The following is an 18005-nucleotide window of genomic DNA, read 5'->3' as shown; positions in this document are numbered from 1 at the left end:
CGGGGCGCAAGCGCCCCCGGCCCGCTTACGCCTCCGGCGACGCGGGCCGGGGCAAGCCCGCGCAGCTACGGCAGCGCCCGCACCGGATGTCAACGGCGCCTCTCCGCAAGGAGCGAGAAGGCGACGGCGTGGTGCCTGGCCCAGGAGGCGTTGCGCTGGCACTCGTCGCGTCTCTTGCGGTCAGGGCGCCTCCGGCGGGGGCGCTCCGGCTCCGGGATCGTCTCGCTCCGCGCGCGTGTTGCGGTCCGTGGGTGGGCGCTGAGCCATCCCGTGCGCCGTCGACCCGGGCGAGCCGAGCAGACCCCCGCCCGGGGCGCCAGCCGCCGTTTTACCGTCAAGGTCCGCTTGACGTGGCGCCCCGGGCGGCGGCCCGCTCCACGTACGTGCGGGTCGACGGCACACGGGATGGGGGCGAGCCATGAGGTCACCCTTCAAAATCTGGCTTGAGTTTGGGTTTCTTGAAGTTGGTTTCCTTCAGCATTTCTAGGGTTAGTGAGTTTTCTTCGAAGTCGTTTAGCCACTTCTTGATAATCGTCCGGTTGTGGTCAGCATGGAGGGCGGCCAAGGCTAAAACTCTGCGTTGCAGAGCGCTGTCGGATTTCTTGACGGCTTCAGATATGACAGCACGGGCTTTCGAGGCATCCCAGCTTGCCAGACGTTGGGCTGCTAAGGCCGCCATTGGGAGCGACAGACCACCTGCCGAAAGAATCTCTGCAAAGTGGTCGACTACCTCGACCTGTGGCCGAACACTGGACGAAAACATAGTCCCAAGCTGCGCGCTAGACCACTGTAACTTGGCCCATGGGGTTGAACGATATTCGAGATACCAGCTTGCCAGTTCGTTCGCTCGATCGGCATCTCTAAATAGGCGCGCGAGCGCATCGGCGGCATGAGGCATGCGCGGAGCCACGTCCACGAAGCCGTCCACCTTGGAGAAGTGCTTGTGCTCTCGCATGCGCTTCGTTGCAAACTTTATGCTAGTTCTGCTAGCTTCTTCTTTCTCTGCCAAGAGTTTCTCGACCAACTCATCGAGCGGCCCAGTATCCGCTGGTTTGCCGGCGATAAGACTTAGGAATCCGTCGTCTACTGCACTGTGCGCGACGTTTAGGGCGTGATCTGCAATTTCAGATCCTTCAAGCAACTTGGTTTTTCCAGTATTGATATGCAAACCGAGTGCTTGCAAGCCATCCTGAATCTCGATCTGGGCAGATCGGAGGTCGCCTGCGTCGGACCCAAAGAGCCAAATATCGTCCATCCATCGAGCGAAACTTAGGCCCGCTTCGGCCGGAGACATGGGTTTGGCATGGTACTTGAGGATATCGTCAATACGCGAAAGGACCATGTTTCCGAGGACTGCTGAAGCGAGCGATCGTTGAGGGATTCCTGAGCGATTGGGTGCCTTTTCCCACGACTCGAGCATCGAGAGGGTGCGCTCCACGACCGCGCTGCTTCCTGCTCGGGCGTAAAATTCATCCGCTATGACGTCAAGTCGAAGACTTGCGAAGCATGACACAACGTCTGTCTTCAGTGCGACCTCAAAGTTAGCGACTAGTGCGCTGAGGTGATTACGGTAGAGTTCCCACTGGGCGTCGTTGGTCGAATAGGCGCCGGGCTTCGGGTCCTTAACATGAAGGCGCCATCCGTAGGCTTGACGGTGCATCTCGCCGATCACGCTCTTGCTCAAACGATCTGTTAAGGCTTGATATGCCAGTCTATCCACTGGGTCGATAACAACCGCTGGCCTGATCATGAAATTCTCTTTGGGAACATCGATTGGTGAAACGCTTCGGGCGCCCGATGCCTTTAATCGTGCAAACACTAATTCTTTGTGTTTCTTGGCGACCCAATCCAATTCGGGCCATCCCATGGATCCCTGTACCAATCTCCGATCAACTCAATGTGGCAGTTAATCAAGGCTTGGTCTATGTCTACGACTGTCTCCCAGTCCATCTTGTACCCCTCGCGTGCGCTCCCGCCAGTTTGCCAGAGGTTAACGATATGCCACCGGTGGTCGGGTCGTCACACCGTTATGCAGGCAAAGAGGGCGCGACAATAATAGGAGATCGGGGTTATGAGTAGAATCCGGCCCGGGCTTGTGGAACGGTGCGTGCGTCTTGGTCGATCCACGTAGACAGTCGGTCGCCGCTTGCAAGTCCTGCCACGAGGCGCGGGCCCGGGTTCGCCGCCGAAGGTGTAGAGACGAACCCAGGACCGAAGCGTTACGAGGTGATCGATTGCGGTGCGTCGTCGACTTGCGGCCTGTGTAGGAGGCCGGCATGGAATGCCTGATAGATCTGAACGACGGCTTGGGCGATGTCCTCGCAGTGCACCTCGTCGATGACGATGCCGTGTGCGTCAGCATAGGCAGAGATCCGTTGCGCCGCCATCGTTACCGCAGCACGGTTAGCGTCAGAGTCGAACGGGATCGTCATGCGGTCGCCGCCTCACGAGTGGCCGGCGTCCGTCCCAGCGTGCCGAGGTCGTTGATCTCCTGCTCGATCAGCGCCATCGAATGCGCCGGGTTGAGCGCCGCCTCCTTCAACTTGTCGAACGCGACGCTGTACCGCTCTGCCGCGTCGGCCTCCACCACCGCGCGACCGGTGAGCTGGTCGAGCAGCGCCACCGGCGGGTACGGCGCGTGCATCCGACAGAGGGTGAAGCCACCGTCGATGCCGTGATGCAGGGCGGCGCTGCTGGGCAGGACCAGGACGGTGACGTGCGGCCGTTCGACCGCGCGGACCAAGTGCTCCCACTGTGCCAGGGTCACGGCCGGCCCGGCGATGCGGCGGGACAGCGCCGCCTCCTCCAGGATCACCGTGAGCCGCATGGGTGGCCGGGCGTCCAACACCTGCTGCCGCTCCACCAGCTCGCGGACCTCCGCCTCGACCTTCATCACCGGCGTGTTCGGGTCGCGAAAGCGGATCAGCGCCTCGGCGTAGTCGCGGGCGCGCAACAACGTCGGCACCAGGGCGGGCGAGTAGACGCACAACTCCTCGGCCCTGGACTGGATCCACCAGTGGTCGATGATCGGCTGCTCGTTGACCCCAGCCGTGCCGGTGTCTTTGACGCCGGCGACCTCCCAGCCGCACACCCGCCACGCGTTGCGTGCCAGCGCCACCAGCTCCTCGCGCTGGCGCTCCCCGTACACGCCGTACACGTCGAGCAGCGCCGTCACGTGGTCGGCGCGGAACGGCCACTCCGCCCGTTCGTACCGGGCCAGGGTGGAGAACTCCACGCCGAGGAACGCGGCGATGTACTTCAACGTCAGGCCGCGCTCCTCCCGCAGGCTGCGCATCCGCTCGCCCAGATAGCGAGCACGGATGGAGTGCTGAAACTGCTCTCGTTTGGTCGGCACCGCCGAACCTCCTCGTTACGGCCGGGTGTCAGGCAGCCCGGCGCGTCGGACCATCAGGAACCGCGTCCGCGCGAGATCGGTGGCAACGCACGCAGGCCAGCGGGTAGCCGCACGAAGGGCACCAACGGTTTGACCGCTTGAACGCCAACAGGCCGGCGAGGAAGCCCACCACCAACGCGACCGCGACCATCACGATCTGGCCCACACCAATCACCTCCCGCGCTGAGCGCTTGCCGGAGGACGCTAGGTACGGCGCCGAACGCGGCTCAATGAATGTGCGGGAGTTTGCGACGCCTCAATCGCTTAGCCCGTTGATCGCTGCCGTGATCAGAGTGCGGGCGGCGGAGCCGTACACGGCGAGATCGGCGAGTCGAGCGAAGACCTCGGCGTACATGGTGATCTCGCTTGGCTGTGTGAGGGTGAGATGCCCGGAGACCAGCTCCACATTGACCTGTTTCTCATCGAAGAGCCAGAAGCCCTCGACGGCGAGTTGGCCGGAGCGGTCGGCGCCGAGTGGGATGACGCCCAGCGACACGGAAGGCAAGGCACTGGCGGTCAGCAGATAGCCGAGTTGGCCGGCCATCGTCTCCGTGTCACCGATAGGGTGCCGTAGCACGCTCTCCTCAAGGAGGATGGCGAACCGATGGGCGCCCTCGTGGATGACGCGTTGCTTCTCCACTCGGACCCGCACCGCGGCGTCCACATCGTCCGGTACTTCGCGGCGAGCGCGTACACCCTCAAGCATCGCCGCGATGTAGGCGCGTGTCTGGACCGGGCCGGGGATCAGGCGAGGGGAGTAGATGCGGAAGTGGCGCGTCCGCTCCCAGAGCGTCACGACCGCCTGTTGCGCCACGCGTAGGCCGCTCTGTTCCATGCGGCGCCACTCGACGTACATGCCCTCGGCCGCGCGCAGCGACGCGATGAGGTCGGCCGCCTGGTCGACGGCGCCGCAATGCTTGCACCACGCGGTGATGTCGTCGGTGGACGGGGTCTGCCGGGCGTGCTCGATGCGGCTGACCTTCGAGGAGTGCCAGCCGGCCAGCTGGCCGAGGTCGCGCCCGGTCAGGCCCGCGTCGATGCGGATCTCGCGCAGCCGCGTGCCGAGCGCTTCGAGCGCCTGCTGTGCGCTGGACGACGGGGACGCCACGAGACGAGTGTGTCAGTCGAGCCGGAAGTCGTCGTGTGGCGTGGCGCGCTCCCACACCGCTTCGAACGCCGACCCGCAGAGCTTGACCACGCCAGGCTCGCGGGTGACCTCCCGAGCCGCCAGGTCGTCCTTGCCATCGAAGTGGTACACCAGCAGGAGACGGTCGTCGAAGAGCCAGAAGTCGTTGCCAGGCAACGGAATGTCGGTGGCATCGCGCCGCGACAGCCAGCGCACTTCTTCGCCGACGAGGATGTTTCGGAACGTGACGTCGTACTCGTACCGGATGTACTCGCTGACCGGCGTGGAGACGATCCGGGCGCGGCGCACGCTGACGCCGCGCCCGATCGTTTCCTCCACGAGCTCCAGCCACGGATGCCACCACGACGCCCGATCGGCCGGATCGAGCCGGACGCCGGCAAGCCAGTCGTCGAGCATCGGATCGTTTCGCGTGTAGCCGTCCCGCAGCTCCAGATGAACCGCGGACCGCTCGCAGGAGCGCATCAGATCCTCAAGCGTCGGCTCCGCCGCCACCACTCACCTCCGGAAAGAAACGCATCATGCGCTTCGGAAACTCGATCACGGTCTCGTGAGCCGGGATGTCCAACTGCGCCAAGCGCTCGGCGTCGGTGACCTTCCAGCCTTGGAATACGTACGTGTCCCGATCTTCGTCGTAGTAGAGCGTAGGCGACTCGCCGTTCGGGCTGTCGGGATCTTTCCCCAGGAACCGGAGTGCCATGTTGACGATCCTTCCGCGATAAGAATTGTCGGCGCCTCCGAGTTTGTGGGGCGCGCGGCAATGGCCTCAAGGCTTGTGCGCGAGTTTGCGCCAACCCATTCGCGGTCGAGCTGCCACCCGCCGGACAAACGTCGTTGGCGGGCGCCGGCAGTGCGGCTGCGCACTCCTGCGGGGAGGCAGTGCAGGATGTAGGGCGTAGCCCGCTACCTCCGGAGGCCGCCATGGCGATTACGCTGCCCATCGACGCAGAGGCGAACGCCCTGCTCCAGCGCAACCCGCTTGCGCTCCTCATCGGGATGACGCTCGACCAGCAGATCCCCTTCGAGAAGGCGTTCTCGTCGCCGTACGAGCTGGTGCGGCGGCTCGGGCACGAGCCCACCGCGCAGGAGCTGGCCGACTTCGACCCGGAGGCGCTGACCGTCATCTTCGCCACGCCGCCGGCGCTGCACCGCTTCCCGAAGGCCAACGCGAAGCGGGTGCAGGAGGTCTGCCAGCTCCTGGTCGACAAGTACGACGGTGACGCCGCGCGGCTGTGGGGTGAGGCCAAGACCGGCCAGGAGCTGTTCAAGCGGATCTCCGAGGTGCCCGGCTTCGGCAAGCAGAAGACGCAGATCCTGATCGCGCTCCTCGGCAAGCGGTACGAGGTGCGTCCGAAGGGCTGGCGCGAGGCGGCGGGCGACTACGGGCCGGACCGCACGTACAAGTCGGTGGCCGACATCGTGGACGAGCCGTCGCTGCTCAAGGTGCGGGCGTACAAGAAGGAGATGAAGGCCGCCGCGAAGGCTGCCAAGGAGTAGGTACATACATCCGGCTGCCTATTGCGACCAGCAGTTTCCGCTGGAGCGTGCGTTTTCCGCGCCGTACGAGCTGAGCCGCCGGCTCGGACACGAGCCGACCGCGGAGGAGCTCGCCGACTTCGATCCGGAGGCGCTGACCGCCATCTTCGCCACCCCGCCCGCGCTGCACCGCTTTCCGAAGGCGATGGCCGCTCGGGTGCAGGAGGCGTGCCGCATCGTGGTGGATACGTACGGTGGCGAGGCAGAAAGCATCTGGACCACCGCGGGCGACGGCAAGGAGCTCTTCAAGCGGGTCAGCGCGCTGCCCGGCTTCGGCAAGCAGAAGGCGCAGATCTTCGTGGCGCTGCTCGGCAAGCGCTTCGGCGTGCGGCCTGCGGGGTGGCGCGAGGCCGCCGGGGCGTACGGGCCGGACGACGCCTACAAGTCGGTGGCCGACATCGTCGACGCCGCGGCACTGGTGAAGGTGCGCGAGTACAAGCAGCAGGCCAAGGCGGACGCCAAGGCCGCTGCCGCCGCGAAGAAGTAGCGCTCAGGCGGCGCGCGGGTGCGCGAGCGCCGCGAAGAAGTAGCGCTCAGGCGGCGCGCGGGTGCGCGAGCGCCGCGATGGCCCGCCGCACGTCGGCGAGCGAGACGGTCGCGGACTCGTCGAGGTCGGCTAAGCCCGCCTCGATCCACTGCCGCATCAGGGTGGTGACTCCGATGCCGCGCGCCTCGGCGGCCTCCCGCACCCGCTCGTACGTATCGACCGGCAGCCGCACGGACCGGCTGACCATCGGCACGTCGCTGTCGGGGGCGGGCAGCTCTGCCGGCTGACCTTCGTCGATGAGCTCGGCGAGCCGGTCGCCACCCTCGTGGAACTGCTTGAGCGCGTCGTTTCTGTTCATCGTCGCCACCCCTGCTGTGCCTCGTCGTACCGCTTGGACTCGACGTCGGTCAGATCGCGGGCGGACAGGACGTCCCAGTCGTTGTCACCGCGGTCCGCCTCGATGAGCAGGATCGCGAGCCGCCGCCCGCGACCGGTCGCCGCGTAGACGACCATGACGTCGTCGCCCAGGTGCCGGATGATCCGGCGCGTGCTGTGGAGGGCTTCCCAGACCTCGCCCGGACTCACCTCGTAGAGCCGCAGGTTGGCCAGGCCCTCTTCGGTGAAGCTGAACCTGCTCCCCACGCGCCAGAGCGTACCACGCGCGTAATACGCGACGGCGGCCAAAAATCGGGACGGTGAAGCGAGTGGAAGGATGGACGGGTGAAGCGAAAGGCCCAGCGGCCGATCCTGATCACCGGCGCTGACCGCAGCCAGGCGGAGCAGTTGCGCAGCCGCCAGGTGCGGTACGTCGTCATGATGTCCATCCGAGGCGTCTGCCTGCTGGTCGCCGCGGTCCTGGTGGGCACGAAGGCACCGCTGCTCTGGCTCTGGCTGCCACTCTGCCTGCTGGGCATGGTCCTGATCCCATGGCTGGCCGTGATCCTGGCCAACGACCGCCCGCCCAAGGAGCAGTACCGCTTCCGGCACAAGCCGCCCGAAGCGGAGGAAGGCCCTCGGCAGGCGCTGCCGAGCAAACCCCCGCCCCGCACCATCGACGCCGACGGCTAAGGACTTAACGCGAACCCCGGCCCTCAAGCGGCGGGCGGGCGCCGAGCAGGCCGACCGCCTTCGTGCCCAGGGCTACCGCGCGGTCCAGCGCCTCCCGCGGCTCCGCGCCGCCGAGCCAGGCGGAGAGCAGGCCCGCGGCGAAGGCGTCGCCGGCACCGGTCGGGTCGGCGACCGTGTGCGCGGGGCGGCCGGGTGCCTCGTGCACGCCGTCCGGGCCGGCCCAGACGGCGCCCGCCGGGCCGCGCTTCACCACCGCGTGCACCGCGACCGTGGCGAGCGTGCGAGCTTGCGCGACCGGGTCGGTGCCGCCGGCCAGCACGGCGGCTTCGTCGGCGTTCGCGAGGACGAGGTCGATGGCTCGTACCCAACCCAGGAAGGCGGCGCCCGCGCGCCGCAACGGGCCCGCGGACGCCGCGTCGACGCTGGTGGTCAGCCCATGTTCGCGGGCCGCGGCCAGCGCGCGCAGGCCGGCGCCGCGGGAGGCCGGGTCCAGCAGGGGGTACCCGGAGACGTGCACGTGCCGCGCGCCCGGCGCGGCGGCCAGCGCGGCGTCGATGTCGGCGGGGGAGAGCAGCAGGCCGGCGCCGCGGTCGTTGATCATCGTGCGCTCGCCGTCGTGGCTGAGGACGATGACGGTACCGGTGGGCGTGCCGGAGTGGGCGCGGACCGCGCAGCGCACCCCGGCGGCCGCCAGCTCCGCCACCCGGGTCCGGCCCGGCTCGTCGTCGCCGACCGCGGCGACCAGCGTGACGGGTGCGCCCTCGGCGGCCAGCCACGCGGCGGTGTTGGCGCCCTGCCCGCCGCCGGCGAAGCGGATCCGCGCGCCCGTGTCGGTGCCCGCCGCGGGCGCCCCGTCGAGCGCCGCAACCACGTCCGTGACGAGGTCTCCGACGACGATGATCAAGCTGCTGCCGCCACCGCGATGCGGCCGGCGAGCTCGGCGTTGCGCAGGATGATCCGCACGTTGACAGCGAGGCTCCGCCCCTCCGTCGCGGCGTGGAAGTGCGCGAGCAGGAACGGCGTCACCGCCTTGCCCGTGATCCCCTCGCCGCGCAGCTTTTCCAGCCCCTCGGCGAGCGTACGGTCGTGCAGCTCCGGGTCGAGCTGCTCGTCGAGCGGGAGCGGGTTGGCCACGACCAGGCCGCCGCCGTGCACGCCCTGCGCGCGCCGCGCCGCCATCACGGCCGCCACCTGCTCGGGCGTCTCCACCGACCAGTCCAGGTCGAAGCCGGCGTCGGTGATGTAGAAGCCGGGGAAGCGGCGCGTGCCGTACCCGACGACGGTCACGCCCAGCGTCTCCAGCCGCTCCAGGGTGGCGCCCACGTCCAGGATCGACTTCACGCCGGCGCAGACCACGGTGATGGGGGTGCGGGCGAGCGTGATGAGGTCGTTCGACTCGTCGAAGGCCTCGCGGTGCACCCCGCCGAGCCCGCCGGTCGCGAAGACCCCGATGCCGGCGGCGACCGCGACCGCGCTGGTGGCGGCGACCGTGGTGGCGCCGTCCGCGCCGGCGGCGGCCGCGACGGCGAGGTCGCGCACGGAGAGCTTGGCGACGCCGTCCGCGGTGGCGAGGCGGGTCAGCTGCTCGTCGTCGAGGCCCACGGTGAGCGCGCCCTCGATCATGCCTATCGTCGCTGGTACGGCGCCTGTGGCGCGGACCGCCCGCTCGATCTCGCGGGCCACCCGAAGGTTGTCCGGGCGGGGCAGGCCGTGTGAGACGATCGTGCTCTCGAGGGCCACGACGGGCTGGCCGGTGCGCAGCGCCTCGGCGACATGGGGGCCGACCCGGATGTGAAGGTCTGTCACGATCACTACCGTATGTGGCGCGTTGGACCGCCCGACGCCGAGGTGGAAAACTTACCGGCTGGAGGTGTCATCACGTGAGCACTGAGGTTCTTGAGCTTCCCGATCTCAAGGACGCCGATACCGGTCCTGAGATGTTCCACTATGTCCGTAAAGAGAAGATCGCCGAGAGTGCGGTCATGGGCACCTTCGTGATCGCGCTGTGCGGGGAGACCTTTCCGGTGACCAAGGTGCCCAAGAAGGGCTCGCCGGTCTGCCCGCAGTGCAAGGAGATCTACGAGTCGATGTCCGAATGACAGGTCGAATTGCTCGTCGCTGACCTCGTGGGGGTGGCGGTCTTCGCCGCCTCCGGGGCGTCGGCCGGGGTGGCCAAGCGCCTCGACCTGTTCGGCGTGATCTTCGTGGGTTTCGTCGCCGCGCTCGGCGGCGGGATCCTCCGCGACCTCGTGATCGACGTGGTGCCACCCCTCGCCTTCGAGGACTGGCGCTACGCCGCGGTCGCCGCCGTCGTCGCCACCGCCACCTTCTGGCTCCACCCTCAGCTCGCCCGGCTCCGCCGCACCGTGCTGGTGCTCGACGCCGCCGGGCTCGGCCTCTTCACCGTCACCGGCACGCTCAAGGCGCTCGACGCGGGCGTGCCCGCCGTGGGCGCCTGCCTGATCGGCATGCTCGTGGGCATCGGCGGCGGCCTCGGGCGCGACCTGCTCACCGGCGAGATCCCGGTCGTCCTGCGGCGCGAGATCTACGCGGTCGCCGCGCTCGCCGGCGCGGTCGCGGTGGTCGCGCTGGAGCGCGCCGAGATGCACCACAACGTGGTGCTGCTGGTCCCCGCCGCGCTCATTTTCGGGGTACGTCTCGTCGCACTCCTCCGCAAATGGTCCGCGCCACTCCCGCCGACCGCGGTGTGACGCGTGTGGCGCGTGGCAGCCACCGAGGCTCCGCGCGGTTATGCTGAGGGCCGCCTTCGCGCTCCGCGCGGGGGCGATTTCGTGTGTCAAGGGGGTGTCGGGTGCGACTGGCGTTGGACGACTTTCCACCGCTTCGGGCCTGGCAGCGCAAGGCGATGGTGGAGTACCTGCGGCGTCGCAGCGAGGACTTCATGGCGGTGGCCACGCCCGGCGCCGGAAAGACGACCTTCGCGCTGCGCATCGCGGCCGAGCTGCTCGTCGACGGCACGGTCGAGGCGGTCACCGTGGTGGCGCCGACCGAGCACCTGAAGATCCAGTGGGCGGCTTCGGCGGCGCGGGTGGGCATCCAGCTGGACGCCTCGTTCCGCAATGCGGACATCCACTCCTCGACCGACTTCCACGGCGCCGTGGTGACGTATGCGCAGGTGGGCATCGCTCCCCAGGTGCACCGCCGCCGCACGATGACCCGCCGCACGCTGGTGATCCTCGACGAGATCCACCACGCCGGCGACTCGCGCTCGTGGGGCGAGGGTGTGCGGGCGGCCTTCGAGCCCGCCGTACGCCGCCTCATGCTCACCGGGACCCCGTTCCGGTCCGACGACAACCCCATCCCCTTCGTGACGTACGAGCGGGGCTCTGACGGGCTCCAGCGGTCCCGCTCCGACTCGGTGTACGGCTACTCCGACGCCCTCCGCGAGGGCGTGGTGCGGCCGGTGATCTTCCTGGCGTACTCCGGCGAGACCAGGTGGCGCACCAGCGCCGGCGACGAGCTGGCCGCCCGGCTCGGCGAGCCGATGACGCAGGACCTCGTGGCACAGGCGTGGCGCACCGCCCTCGACCCGACCGGCGAGTGGATGCCCCAGGTGCTGCGGGCGGCCGACGCGCGCCTGCAGGTGCTGCGGGTCGGCGGCATGGCCGACGCGGGCGGGCTGGTGATCGCCTCCGACCAGCAGGCCGCGAGGGCGTACGCGCGGCTGATCGAGCGGGTCACCGGCGAGAAGGCGGTCGTGGTGCTCTCCGACGACCAGGGCGCTTCGGCGCGCATCGCCCAGTTCGCCGCGTCGGACCAGCGCTGGCTGGTGGCCGTTCGGATGGTCTCCGAGGGCGTCGACATCCCGCGCCTGGCCGTCGGGGTGTACGCGACGAGCGCCTCCACGCCCCTCTACTTCGCGCAGGCGATCGGCCGGTTCGTGCGCGCCCGCCGCCCCGGCGAGACCGCCTCGGTCTTCCTGCCGAGCGTGCCGCACCTGCTGGGCCTGGCGAGCGAGATGGAGGCCGAGCGCGACCACGTGCTCGGCGAGCGGCGCGCCTCCGAGGAAGAGGAGCTCTTCGAGCGCGCGCAGCGCGCCGAGAAGGCGAGCGGCGAGCTGGAAAAGCGGTTCGAGGCGCTCTCCGCCACGGCCGAGCTCGACCAGGTCATCTTCGACGGCGCCTCGTTCGGCACGGGCGCGCAGGCGGGCACGCCCGAGGAGGAGGAGTACCTGGGGCTTCCCGGCCTGCTCACGGCCGAGCAGGTGGCCCTGCTGCTCAACAAGCGCCAGGCCGACCAGATGGCCGCCCAGCGCCGCACGAAGGCACCCGCACCGGCCGGCGGCGTGCCCGCGCAGCCCGCGGGGCCACGCACGGCGGGCGAGCGCCGGATCGCGCTGCGCCGCCAGCTCAACTCCCTGGTGAACGCCCACCACCACCGCACCGGCCTGCCCCACGGCAAGATCCACGCAGAGTTGCGCCGCCTGTGCGGCGGCCCGCCGAGCGCCCAGGCAACGATCGAGCAGCTCGAAGAGCGCATCGCCACGGTGCAGACGCTGTAGGGGCCGGTCGGTCGCGCCGGCCCGCGAGGCCCGCTGCGCGGGCCGCAGCTATCCCGCGAAAACGGCGACTCACCCCAGTGAGGTGGGAAACGCCCGGATCGGGATGGGACGGCCGAGGAGCGTTCGCTTAGAGCGGAACCCGTCAGAGCACACAGAACCGGCCGGAGGCACACCTCCTCCGGCCGGTTTGCGTCTGTGTGTGCGGTTGTTGAACCTGGCTAGTTCGAGTTGGCCATCAGGTCGGCGCCTCGCCAGTTGAACTCCGGGTCGGACACGAACTGGACCGTGATCTTCACGAGATCCTCGGCGTACTTGTTCGCGTGGTGCCCACAGAACACCAGCTCGCTTCCACCCGCCAGGGTGATTCGCAGCTTGCCAGCCGCGCTACAGCGGTCGCACCGTTCATCGGCGGCTGGCGGGGCCGCCGTTTCGGGCGGCGGCGTGAGGGTCGGGGTCATCGCCTTCCTCCTCTGGTCGTCACCGATGAACACGTTCTTCGGTCCTTGCTCACCTATCGTCCAACACCCTTGGGGGGTGCTGCCTTCCCGGAGTGCCCTCTGGGGACCGAGGTCACACCCGGGTACCGACAGTGTGCCGTGCGACAAGGGTGCCACGTCAACGATCACATCTGGGCAACGGCGAGATGACCACGCCGTGATGTACGCGTGGTGTTCAAAGCGACACGCTCTGTTGACGAACGTCCCTCAATCGAGGTAATCGCGGAGCACCTGGGACCGCGACGGGTGTCGCAACTTTGACATCGTCTTCGACTCGATCTGGCGAATGCGCTCGCGTGTCACGCCGTAGACCTGGCCGATCTCGTCGAGCGTGCGCGGCTGGCCGTCGGTGAGGCCGAAGCGCAGCCGGACCACGCCGGCCTCCCGCTCGGAGAGCGTCTGGAGGACCTGCTGAAGCTGGTCCTGCAGCAGCGAGAAGCTCACCGCGTCGACCGCCACCACGGCCTCGGAGTCCTCGATGAAGTCGCCGAGCTGGCTGTCGCCCTCGTCGCCGATGGTCTGGTCGAGCGAGATGGGCTCCCGGGCGTACTGCTGGATCTCCAGCACCTTTTCCGGTGTGATGTCCATCTCCTTGGCCAGCTCCTCCGGGGTGGGCTCGCGGCCCAGGTCCTGGAGCAGCTCGCGCTGTATGCGACCGAGCTTGTTGATCACTTCGACCATGTGCACTGGGATGCGGATGGTGCGGGCTTGGTCGGCCATGGCGCGGGTGATGGCTTGGCGGATCCACCAGGTGGCGTATGTGGAGAACTTGTAGCCCTTGGTGTAGTCGAATTTTTCGACGGCGCGGATGAGGCCGAGGTTGCCTTCCTGGATGAGGTCGAGGAAGGCCATGCCACGACCGGTGTACCGCTTGGCGAGCGACACGACGAGCCGCAGGTTGGCCTCGAGCAGGTGGTTTTTCGCCCGCTCGCCGTCGCGCCCGATCCAGCTCAGGTCGCGGTGCATCTGGGTGGGGAGCTTCTCCTCGCCCTCCTCGGCGGCGCGCAGGCGCTCCGCCGCGTACAGCCCGGCCTCGATGCGCTTGGCGAGCTCGACCTCCTGCTCCGCGTTCAGCAGGGGGACCTTGCCGATCTGCTTGAGGTAGGCACGGACCGAGTCGGCGGAGGCGGTGAGCTCGGCGTCGCGGCGCGCCTGCTTGAGCGCCTCGGACTCCTCGTCGTCCCACTCGAAGTCGTTGCTGTCGGCGGTGGCGTCGGCCTGCGCGGCCTCGGCCAGCTCGGCCGGCTCGGCCTCGACGACGACGTCCTCGATCTCGGCGGCCAGCGCCTCGGGATCGATGTCCTCGACCTCGCCCTCGGGCGGGGTGCCGTCGGCGGGCTGCTCGCCGGGCGCGGCCTTCGTGGCCTTCGCCGCCTTGGCCGGGCCGGTGGTCGGCGCGGCGTCCGGGTCAGCGGGCTTGGGCGCCGCCTTCGCGGCCTTGGCGGCCTTCGCGGGGCGGGCCGAGGCGTCGGCCGCGGGCGCGGCCTTCTTCAGCGGAGTCACGGTGGCCTCCTCGCCGGGTGCCGGTTTGGGCACCGGCGCCTTCTTGGCCGCGGTCTTTGTCGCCTTGGCGGTCGTCGCCTTCGACGCCGGGGTCGCGGACCGCGCCGCGGAGACGCGGCGGCGGGTGCTGACGGAGCCGTCCCACACCACGGTCACGCCACGCTCGGCAAGAGCCCGCAGGATCTTCTTGGCCTCGGCCGGCGTCACCGCGGCGGCCTCCACGGTCTGCGTGACCTCCGCCGAGGTCAGCTGGCCACCGGCGCGCTCGGCGTGGGCGATCAGTGAGTCGGTGATCGAACGAACGTCGGCGCCGGTGTGGCGAGGCTCTGTCACGAATGACCTTCCGGAGGCGATGTACGAACGCGGCCAACCAGCCAGCACAGCACGAGGTGACGAGCTGGCCGGTTTTGTGGGAGCCCCCGTCTCGCGGGCCGTCCGGGCGGTGGCGGTCCGCGTCGCGGTGGGCAGCGTGAATTGTAACGCTGTCTGCGGCGATCATCCCGCGGCGCACGCCGGGGGAGCGGCTCCGGGGGCCGCCGCAAACGGTCTTTTCTAAGCTCTGACAGGATGATACGGGCCGACCGCGGTTTCTAGGGGGTCAGGGATGCCGGACGCGGCCGAGCTGCTCGTGCTCGCTGTGGAAATCGTCAGAGAGGCGGGCGAGACCGCCCGCCGGATGCGCGTCGAGGGGGTCTCCGGCATCGCCACCAAGAGCACCGACACCGACGTCGTGACCGCGGCGGACCGCGCCGTCGAGCGCCAGGTGGTCGACGTTTTGCGGGTACGGCGGCCGCGCGACGTGGTGCTCGGCGAGGAGTACGGGGCGAGCGGCGCCCGGGGTGAGGTGCGGTGGATCCTCGACCCGATCGACGGCACGGTGAACTACCTCTACGACCTCCCGCAGTACGCGGTGTCGCTCGCCGCCGAGGTGGAAGGGCGTGTGGTGGCCGGTGTCGTGCGAAACCCGGCGACCGGCGTGGAGTGGACGGCGACGCTCGGGGTGGCGCCTTCCGGGACGGCGAGCGGCTGCACGGCTCGCCGCAGACCGAGCTCGCCCAGGCGCTGGTCGGCACCGGGTTCGGGTACGACCCGGCCCGCCGCGTGCACCAGGCCGGCGTGCTGCACGGCCTGCTCGGGCACGTGCGGGACATCCGGCGCTTCGGCTCGGCCGCGCTCGACCTGTGCGCGGCGGCGGGCGGGCAGCTCGACGCGTACTACGAGAAGGGGCTGAACCCCTGGGACCACGCCGCGGGCGGCCTGGTCGCCACCGAGGCGGGTCTCGTGGTCGCCGGCCTCGGCGGCGCACCGCCCGGGGTGGACATGGTGGTCGCCGCACCGCCGGCGCTCTTCAAGCCGCTCCACGACCGCCTGGCCGAGCTGGACGCCGCCGGGGGTCCCTGAGGCCACCGTGGACCCTCGCGGGGGCCCCTGAGTCGCCGCTCAGGCCTCCGTCTTGGCCGCGCAGGTGCCGGGCGGCAGCTGCGGGCTGCCGAGGTCGACGAGCGACTGGTTGACCTCGGTGGGCGTGGCCAGCTGCTGGAACTGGTCGCCGAGCACCACGTCGACGAGGTCGTCCTCGCGCTTCGGGTCGTACTGCGTGTCGGCCTTGCCGAGGAAGAACGCCTGGATCACCTGGGACGACCCGATGGCCTTCGGCCCGTACCGCAGGAGGGCGACACCCTCGACCGCCTTCTTCGACGGGTCGTTGCCCTTCTTCTTCACCTGGAACTCGCGGCCGGTGAAGTCCTGGGCAACGGAGTCGGCGAGGCCGACGGTGTCTGTCGCGTTGTAGACGTTGATCTTGATGTCTTTCGCCTCGCGAAGCACCAGGTCGCCCTTCGGCCAACCCTCCGGGCAGCTGGCCGCCGCGACCTCGCCACCCTGCGAGTCGCGCACGAGCGCGACCCCGACAAAGACCAGCGCGAACACGACCAGTACGCCGACGACGACGAGCGCTCGCACTCGGGCAAAGGTCATGCCGGTGAGGTTAGCGCCTGGTGGCCGGTCGCGCGGACGGTGGCACGCAATGCCGCGAAACAGGTCGAGTCGCCGGTGTGTTGCCCGTGTGTCGGGAGCGGGTACCCCTATCTTCGTGTCGCCTGAGTCACATTGGGAACAACTTCGCGCGCGGGGGCGTACATGCATCCCACAGGGGCGGTATACATGCCTCGCTCGCGGGGCGGTAAGGTACGCCGCCCACAGTTGGGCACAGAAACATCGTCGTCCGGGTTACATCCGGAAGCGACACACGAACGGGAGAGTGACAACCGATGGCCACCGACTACGACGCACCGCGTCGCGACGAGGTCGACCTCGGCGAGGACAGCCTGGAGGAGCTCAAGGCACGGCGTGTCGACTCACAGTCGGGCGCCGTGGACGTGGACGAAGCCGAGGTAGCCGAAAGCTTCGAACTGCCCGGAGCCGACCTCGCCGACGAAGAGCTGACCGTCAAGGTGCTGCCGATGCAGCAGGACGAGTTCCGCTGCGCACGCTGCTTCCTGGTGCACCACCGGAGCCAGCTGGCATACGAGCGCAATGGCGAGCTGATCTGCACCGAGTGCGCCTGACCAGGTCGACGCCGTGACGGACGGAGTTCCGGAGTCCGGAGTAGACCCCGAGCTGAGCAAGGCCATCGCCGAGCTCAGCCGGGAGGACGTGCCCGAGTCCGAGCGAAAGCGGCTGCTGCGCCGCGTCGCCCGCGCGGTGCCCGTGCGCCGGATCGGCACGATGTTCCGGCCCAAGACGGTCGTCAGATGGATGGCCGACACGTTGGCCGACGTCGCGCCGTACATTCCGGTCCGCGACCTGGAGACGCTCCGCCGCCACCACGACGGCCTGGAGGGCGACGCGCTCGCCGAGCGGCTCGTCCGCAACGCCAGCCGCGTGACGGCCGGTGTGGGTGCGGCCGGCGGCGGTATCGCCGCGGTCGAGTGGGCGGCGACGCCCACCCTGCTGACCGCGCCCGTGCTCCTCGCCGCCGAGACGGTCGCCGTGGTGGCCGTCGAGATCAAGCTGATCGGCGAGCTGCACGAGGTGTACGGGAACCCGGTGCCCGGCACCGGGCCGCAGCGCGCGATGCACCTGATCCACGCGTGGTCGCAGCAGCGCGGGTTCAACCCGCTGATGCCGGGCGTCGGCGTGGGCGCCGTCCTCGGCACTGCCGCCCGCAAGGAACTGCGCGACCGCCTGCTGCGCCGCTTCGGGCGCAACCTGACCACGCTCGGGCCGCTGCTTACCGGCGCCGCGGTCGCCGGCTACCTGAACCGGAGGGCGACGCAGCTCCTCGGCGACCGGATCCGCGACGACCTGCGACAGCGCGGCCGCGGAGCGATCGAGGGCCGGGTCGTCGACTAGGACGTGCCGGCTTCGTCCGGCGTGCGGACCGCGTCGCGGGCGGCCAGCAGCGCGGCGGCCAGCAGCGTGGGGTGGCGGGAGCTGACCACCCAGTACGGCGTGGGGTCCGCGGGGTCGTCGAGCACCACCTGCACCGCCCCGCCGATCCACGGCCGCTGCACGACGAAGGCCAGCGGATCGGCACCCACACCGAGCACCTCGCGCCGGCCGGCGACGTCGAGCGGCACCGCGTCCGCGACGAAGCGCACCGGGAGGTGGGCGTCGTCGACGTACAGCTCGCCACCGGCCACCCGGATCCGGATGCGGCCCACCCACCACAGGCCGGCCACCGCCAGCGGCAGCAGCACGACGAACGGGAGCCACGAGCGCACCCCCGAGGAGCCCATCCAGATCTCGGCCGCGAGGAGGCCCGCGGCGCCGAGACCCGGCAGCCACAGCCACCACGGGACGGTCAGGCGTTCGGCATACTCCTCCACGGGGTGAGGGTACGTCCCACGCCG

General features: G+C 69.4%; 22 protein-coding genes and 1 pseudogene. 9 read left to right on the top strand and 14 right to left on the bottom strand.

What is annotated here, in order from left to right:
* Window positions 1–424 precede the first annotated feature (424 nt).
* The 6 genes from Phou_RS09310 to Phou_RS09285 form a co-directional block, all read right to left on the bottom strand.
* Window positions 425–1867 carry an RNA-directed DNA polymerase gene (locus tag Phou_RS09310; RefSeq protein ID WP_218578894.1) on the bottom strand — a complete coding sequence of 481 codons (1443 nt, stop codon included), beginning with the start codon at window positions 1865–1867 and terminating at the stop codon, window positions 425–427.
* A 352-nt stretch (window positions 1868–2219) separates the two neighbouring features.
* Window positions 2220–2432 (bottom strand): hypothetical protein, encoded by a 213-nt coding sequence (locus Phou_RS09305; RefSeq protein WP_173055344.1) that lies wholly within the window; start codon window positions 2430–2432, stop codon window positions 2220–2222.
* Window positions 2429–3355 (bottom strand): helix-turn-helix domain-containing protein, encoded by a 927-nt coding sequence (locus tag Phou_RS09300; protein ID WP_173055342.1) that lies wholly within the window; start codon window positions 3353–3355, stop codon window positions 2429–2431. The genes Phou_RS09305 and Phou_RS09300 overlap by 4 nt, the downstream gene beginning before the upstream one ends.
* Window positions 3356–3650: 295 nt before the next feature.
* Window positions 3651–4502, bottom strand: a complete 852-nt coding sequence (locus Phou_RS09295) for a helix-turn-helix domain-containing protein (protein ID WP_173055340.1) — start codon at window positions 4500–4502, stop codon at window positions 3651–3653.
* A 12-nt stretch (window positions 4503–4514) separates the two neighbouring features.
* A complete protein-coding gene (locus Phou_RS09290; RefSeq protein WP_173055338.1) occupies window positions 4515–5033 on the bottom strand; it encodes a DUF6879 family protein in 519 nt (172 codons plus the stop codon).
* Window positions 5011–5238, bottom strand: coding sequence for a hypothetical protein (locus Phou_RS09285; protein ID WP_173055336.1), 228 nt, complete (start codon window positions 5236–5238; stop codon window positions 5011–5013). Before Phou_RS09285 ends, Phou_RS09290 begins: the two co-directional genes overlap by 23 nt.
* Window positions 5239–5459: 221 nt before the next feature.
* Between Phou_RS09285 and Phou_RS09280 the strand changes: the two genes are divergently transcribed.
* Together Phou_RS09280 and Phou_RS09275 are read left to right on the top strand one after the other, a co-directional pair.
* Entirely contained in the window at window positions 5460–6035 is a 576-nt protein-coding gene (locus Phou_RS09280) for an HhH-GPD-type base excision DNA repair protein (RefSeq protein WP_173055334.1), read from the top strand.
* A complete protein-coding gene (locus Phou_RS09275; RefSeq protein ID WP_173058217.1) occupies window positions 6022–6561 on the top strand; it encodes an HhH-GPD-type base excision DNA repair protein in 540 nt (179 codons plus the stop codon). The genes Phou_RS09280 and Phou_RS09275 overlap by 14 nt, the downstream gene beginning before the upstream one ends.
* Window positions 6562–6607: 46 nt before the next feature.
* On the opposite strand, the gene Phou_RS09270 is transcribed toward Phou_RS09275, so the two are convergent.
* Window positions 6608–6919, bottom strand: a complete 312-nt coding sequence (locus tag Phou_RS09270) for a YlcI/YnfO family protein (protein WP_173055332.1) — start codon at window positions 6917–6919, stop codon at window positions 6608–6610.
* A complete protein-coding gene (locus Phou_RS09265) occupies window positions 6916–7203 on the bottom strand; it encodes a hypothetical protein (RefSeq protein WP_173055330.1) in 288 nt (95 codons plus the stop codon). The genes Phou_RS09270 and Phou_RS09265 overlap by 4 nt, the downstream gene beginning before the upstream one ends.
* A 78-nt stretch (window positions 7204–7281) precedes the next feature.
* Between Phou_RS09265 and Phou_RS09260 the strand changes: the two genes are divergently transcribed.
* Window positions 7282–7629, top strand: a complete 348-nt coding sequence (locus Phou_RS09260) for a DUF3099 domain-containing protein (RefSeq protein ID WP_173055328.1) — start codon at window positions 7282–7284, stop codon at window positions 7627–7629.
* A 4-nt stretch (window positions 7630–7633) separates the two neighbouring features.
* Here Phou_RS09260 and Phou_RS09255 read toward each other — a convergent pair whose 3' ends face one another.
* Entirely contained in the window at window positions 7634–8533 is a 900-nt protein-coding gene (locus Phou_RS09255) for a carbohydrate kinase family protein (protein ID WP_371872091.1), read from the bottom strand.
* A complete protein-coding gene (locus Phou_RS09250) occupies window positions 8530–9435 on the bottom strand; it encodes a pseudouridine-5'-phosphate glycosidase (RefSeq protein WP_173055326.1) in 906 nt (301 codons plus the stop codon). Before Phou_RS09250 ends, Phou_RS09255 begins: the two co-directional genes overlap by 4 nt.
* A 74-nt stretch (window positions 9436–9509) precedes the next feature.
* Here Phou_RS09250 and Phou_RS09245 point away from each other — a divergent pair, with 74 nt between their 5' ends.
* The 3 genes from Phou_RS09245 to Phou_RS09235 all read left to right on the top strand — a co-directional run bounded on the left by Phou_RS09245 (window position 9510) and on the right by Phou_RS09235 (window position 12151).
* Entirely contained in the window at window positions 9510–9728 is a 219-nt protein-coding gene (locus Phou_RS09245) for a DUF3039 domain-containing protein (RefSeq protein WP_246273446.1), read from the top strand.
* A gap of 9 nt (window positions 9729–9737) precedes the next feature.
* A complete protein-coding gene (locus Phou_RS09240) occupies window positions 9738–10340 on the top strand; it encodes a trimeric intracellular cation channel family protein (RefSeq protein ID WP_173055324.1) in 603 nt (200 codons plus the stop codon).
* Window positions 10341–10441: 101 nt separating this feature from the next.
* Window positions 10442–12151, top strand: a complete 1710-nt coding sequence (locus Phou_RS09235) for a DEAD/DEAH box helicase (protein WP_281365016.1) — start codon at window positions 10442–10444, stop codon at window positions 12149–12151.
* Window positions 12152–12369: 218 nt separating this feature from the next.
* Here the strand turns inward: Phou_RS09235 and Phou_RS09230 are convergent, their stop codons facing one another.
* Both Phou_RS09230 and Phou_RS09225 read right to left on the bottom strand, forming a co-directional pair.
* Complete coding sequence (locus Phou_RS09230; RefSeq protein ID WP_173055322.1) at window positions 12370–12609, bottom strand: DUF7455 domain-containing protein; 240 nt, start codon at window positions 12607–12609, stop codon at window positions 12370–12372.
* Window positions 12610–12855: 246 nt separating this feature from the next.
* Window positions 12856–14484, bottom strand: a complete 1629-nt coding sequence (locus tag Phou_RS09225) for an RNA polymerase sigma factor (RefSeq protein ID WP_173055320.1) — start codon at window positions 14482–14484, stop codon at window positions 12856–12858.
* Between the two features lie 271 nt (window positions 14485–14755).
* Here Phou_RS09225 and Phou_RS09220 point away from each other — a divergent pair.
* Window positions 14756–15552, top strand: a pseudogene (locus Phou_RS09220) (inositol monophosphatase family protein).
* A gap of 39 nt (window positions 15553–15591) precedes the next feature.
* Here the strand turns inward: Phou_RS09220 and Phou_RS09215 are convergent.
* Window positions 15592–16113 carry a LytR C-terminal domain-containing protein gene (locus Phou_RS09215; RefSeq protein WP_173058213.1) on the bottom strand — a complete coding sequence of 174 codons (522 nt, stop codon included), beginning with the start codon at window positions 16111–16113 and terminating at the stop codon, window positions 15592–15594.
* A 308-nt stretch (window positions 16114–16421) separates the two neighbouring features.
* On the opposite strand from Phou_RS09215, the gene Phou_RS09210 reads away from it, so the two are divergent.
* Window positions 16422–16718 (top strand): DUF4193 domain-containing protein, encoded by a 297-nt coding sequence (locus Phou_RS09210; RefSeq protein ID WP_173055318.1) that lies wholly within the window; start codon window positions 16422–16424, stop codon window positions 16716–16718.
* Window positions 16719–16731: 13 nt separating this feature from the next.
* The gene (locus tag Phou_RS09205) at window positions 16732–17505 is read left to right on the top strand and encodes a hypothetical protein (protein WP_173055316.1); all 774 of its coding nucleotides are present in this window, start codon (window positions 16732–16734) and stop codon (window positions 17503–17505) included.
* On the opposite strand, the gene Phou_RS09200 is transcribed toward Phou_RS09205, so the two are convergent.
* Complete coding sequence (locus Phou_RS09200; RefSeq protein ID WP_173055314.1) at window positions 17502–17981, bottom strand: DUF3093 domain-containing protein; 480 nt, start codon at window positions 17979–17981, stop codon at window positions 17502–17504. The genes Phou_RS09205 and Phou_RS09200 overlap by 4 nt on opposite strands.
* Window positions 17982–18005: the final 24 nt, after the last annotated feature.

This window comes from Phytohabitans houttuyneae (genome assembly GCF_011764425.1).
In the GTDB taxonomy this organism is placed as follows: domain Bacteria; phylum Actinomycetota; class Actinomycetes; order Mycobacteriales; family Micromonosporaceae; genus Phytohabitans; species Phytohabitans houttuyneae.
Note: the sequence above shows the minus strand (reverse complement) of the source record. Positions and strands in the feature narration are given on the sequence as shown.

What these genes read in the sequence shown, in the direction of transcription:
- Phou_RS09305 (WP_173055344.1), bottom strand. Translation starts at nt 2,432, where the DNA reads ATGACGATCCCGTTCGACTCTGACGCTAACCGTGCTGCGGTAACGATG.
- Phou_RS09310 (WP_218578894.1), bottom strand. Translation starts at nt 1,867, where the DNA reads ATGGGATGGCCCGAATTGGATTGGGTCGCCAAGAAACACAAAGAATTA.
- Phou_RS09280 (WP_173055334.1), top strand. Translation starts at nt 5,460, where the DNA reads ATGGCGATTACGCTGCCCATCGACGCAGAGGCGAACGCCCTGCTCCAG.
- Phou_RS09270 (WP_173055332.1), bottom strand. Translation starts at nt 6,919, where the DNA reads ATGAACAGAAACGACGCGCTCAAGCAGTTCCACGAGGGTGGCGACCGG.
- Phou_RS09285 (WP_173055336.1), bottom strand. Translation starts at nt 5,238, where the DNA reads ATGGCACTCCGGTTCCTGGGGAAAGATCCCGACAGCCCGAACGGCGAG.
- Phou_RS09230 (WP_173055322.1), bottom strand. Translation starts at nt 12,609, where the DNA reads ATGACCCCGACCCTCACGCCGCCGCCCGAAACGGCGGCCCCGCCAGCC.
- Phou_RS09210 (WP_173055318.1), top strand. Translation starts at nt 16,422, where the DNA reads ATGGCCACCGACTACGACGCACCGCGTCGCGACGAGGTCGACCTCGGC.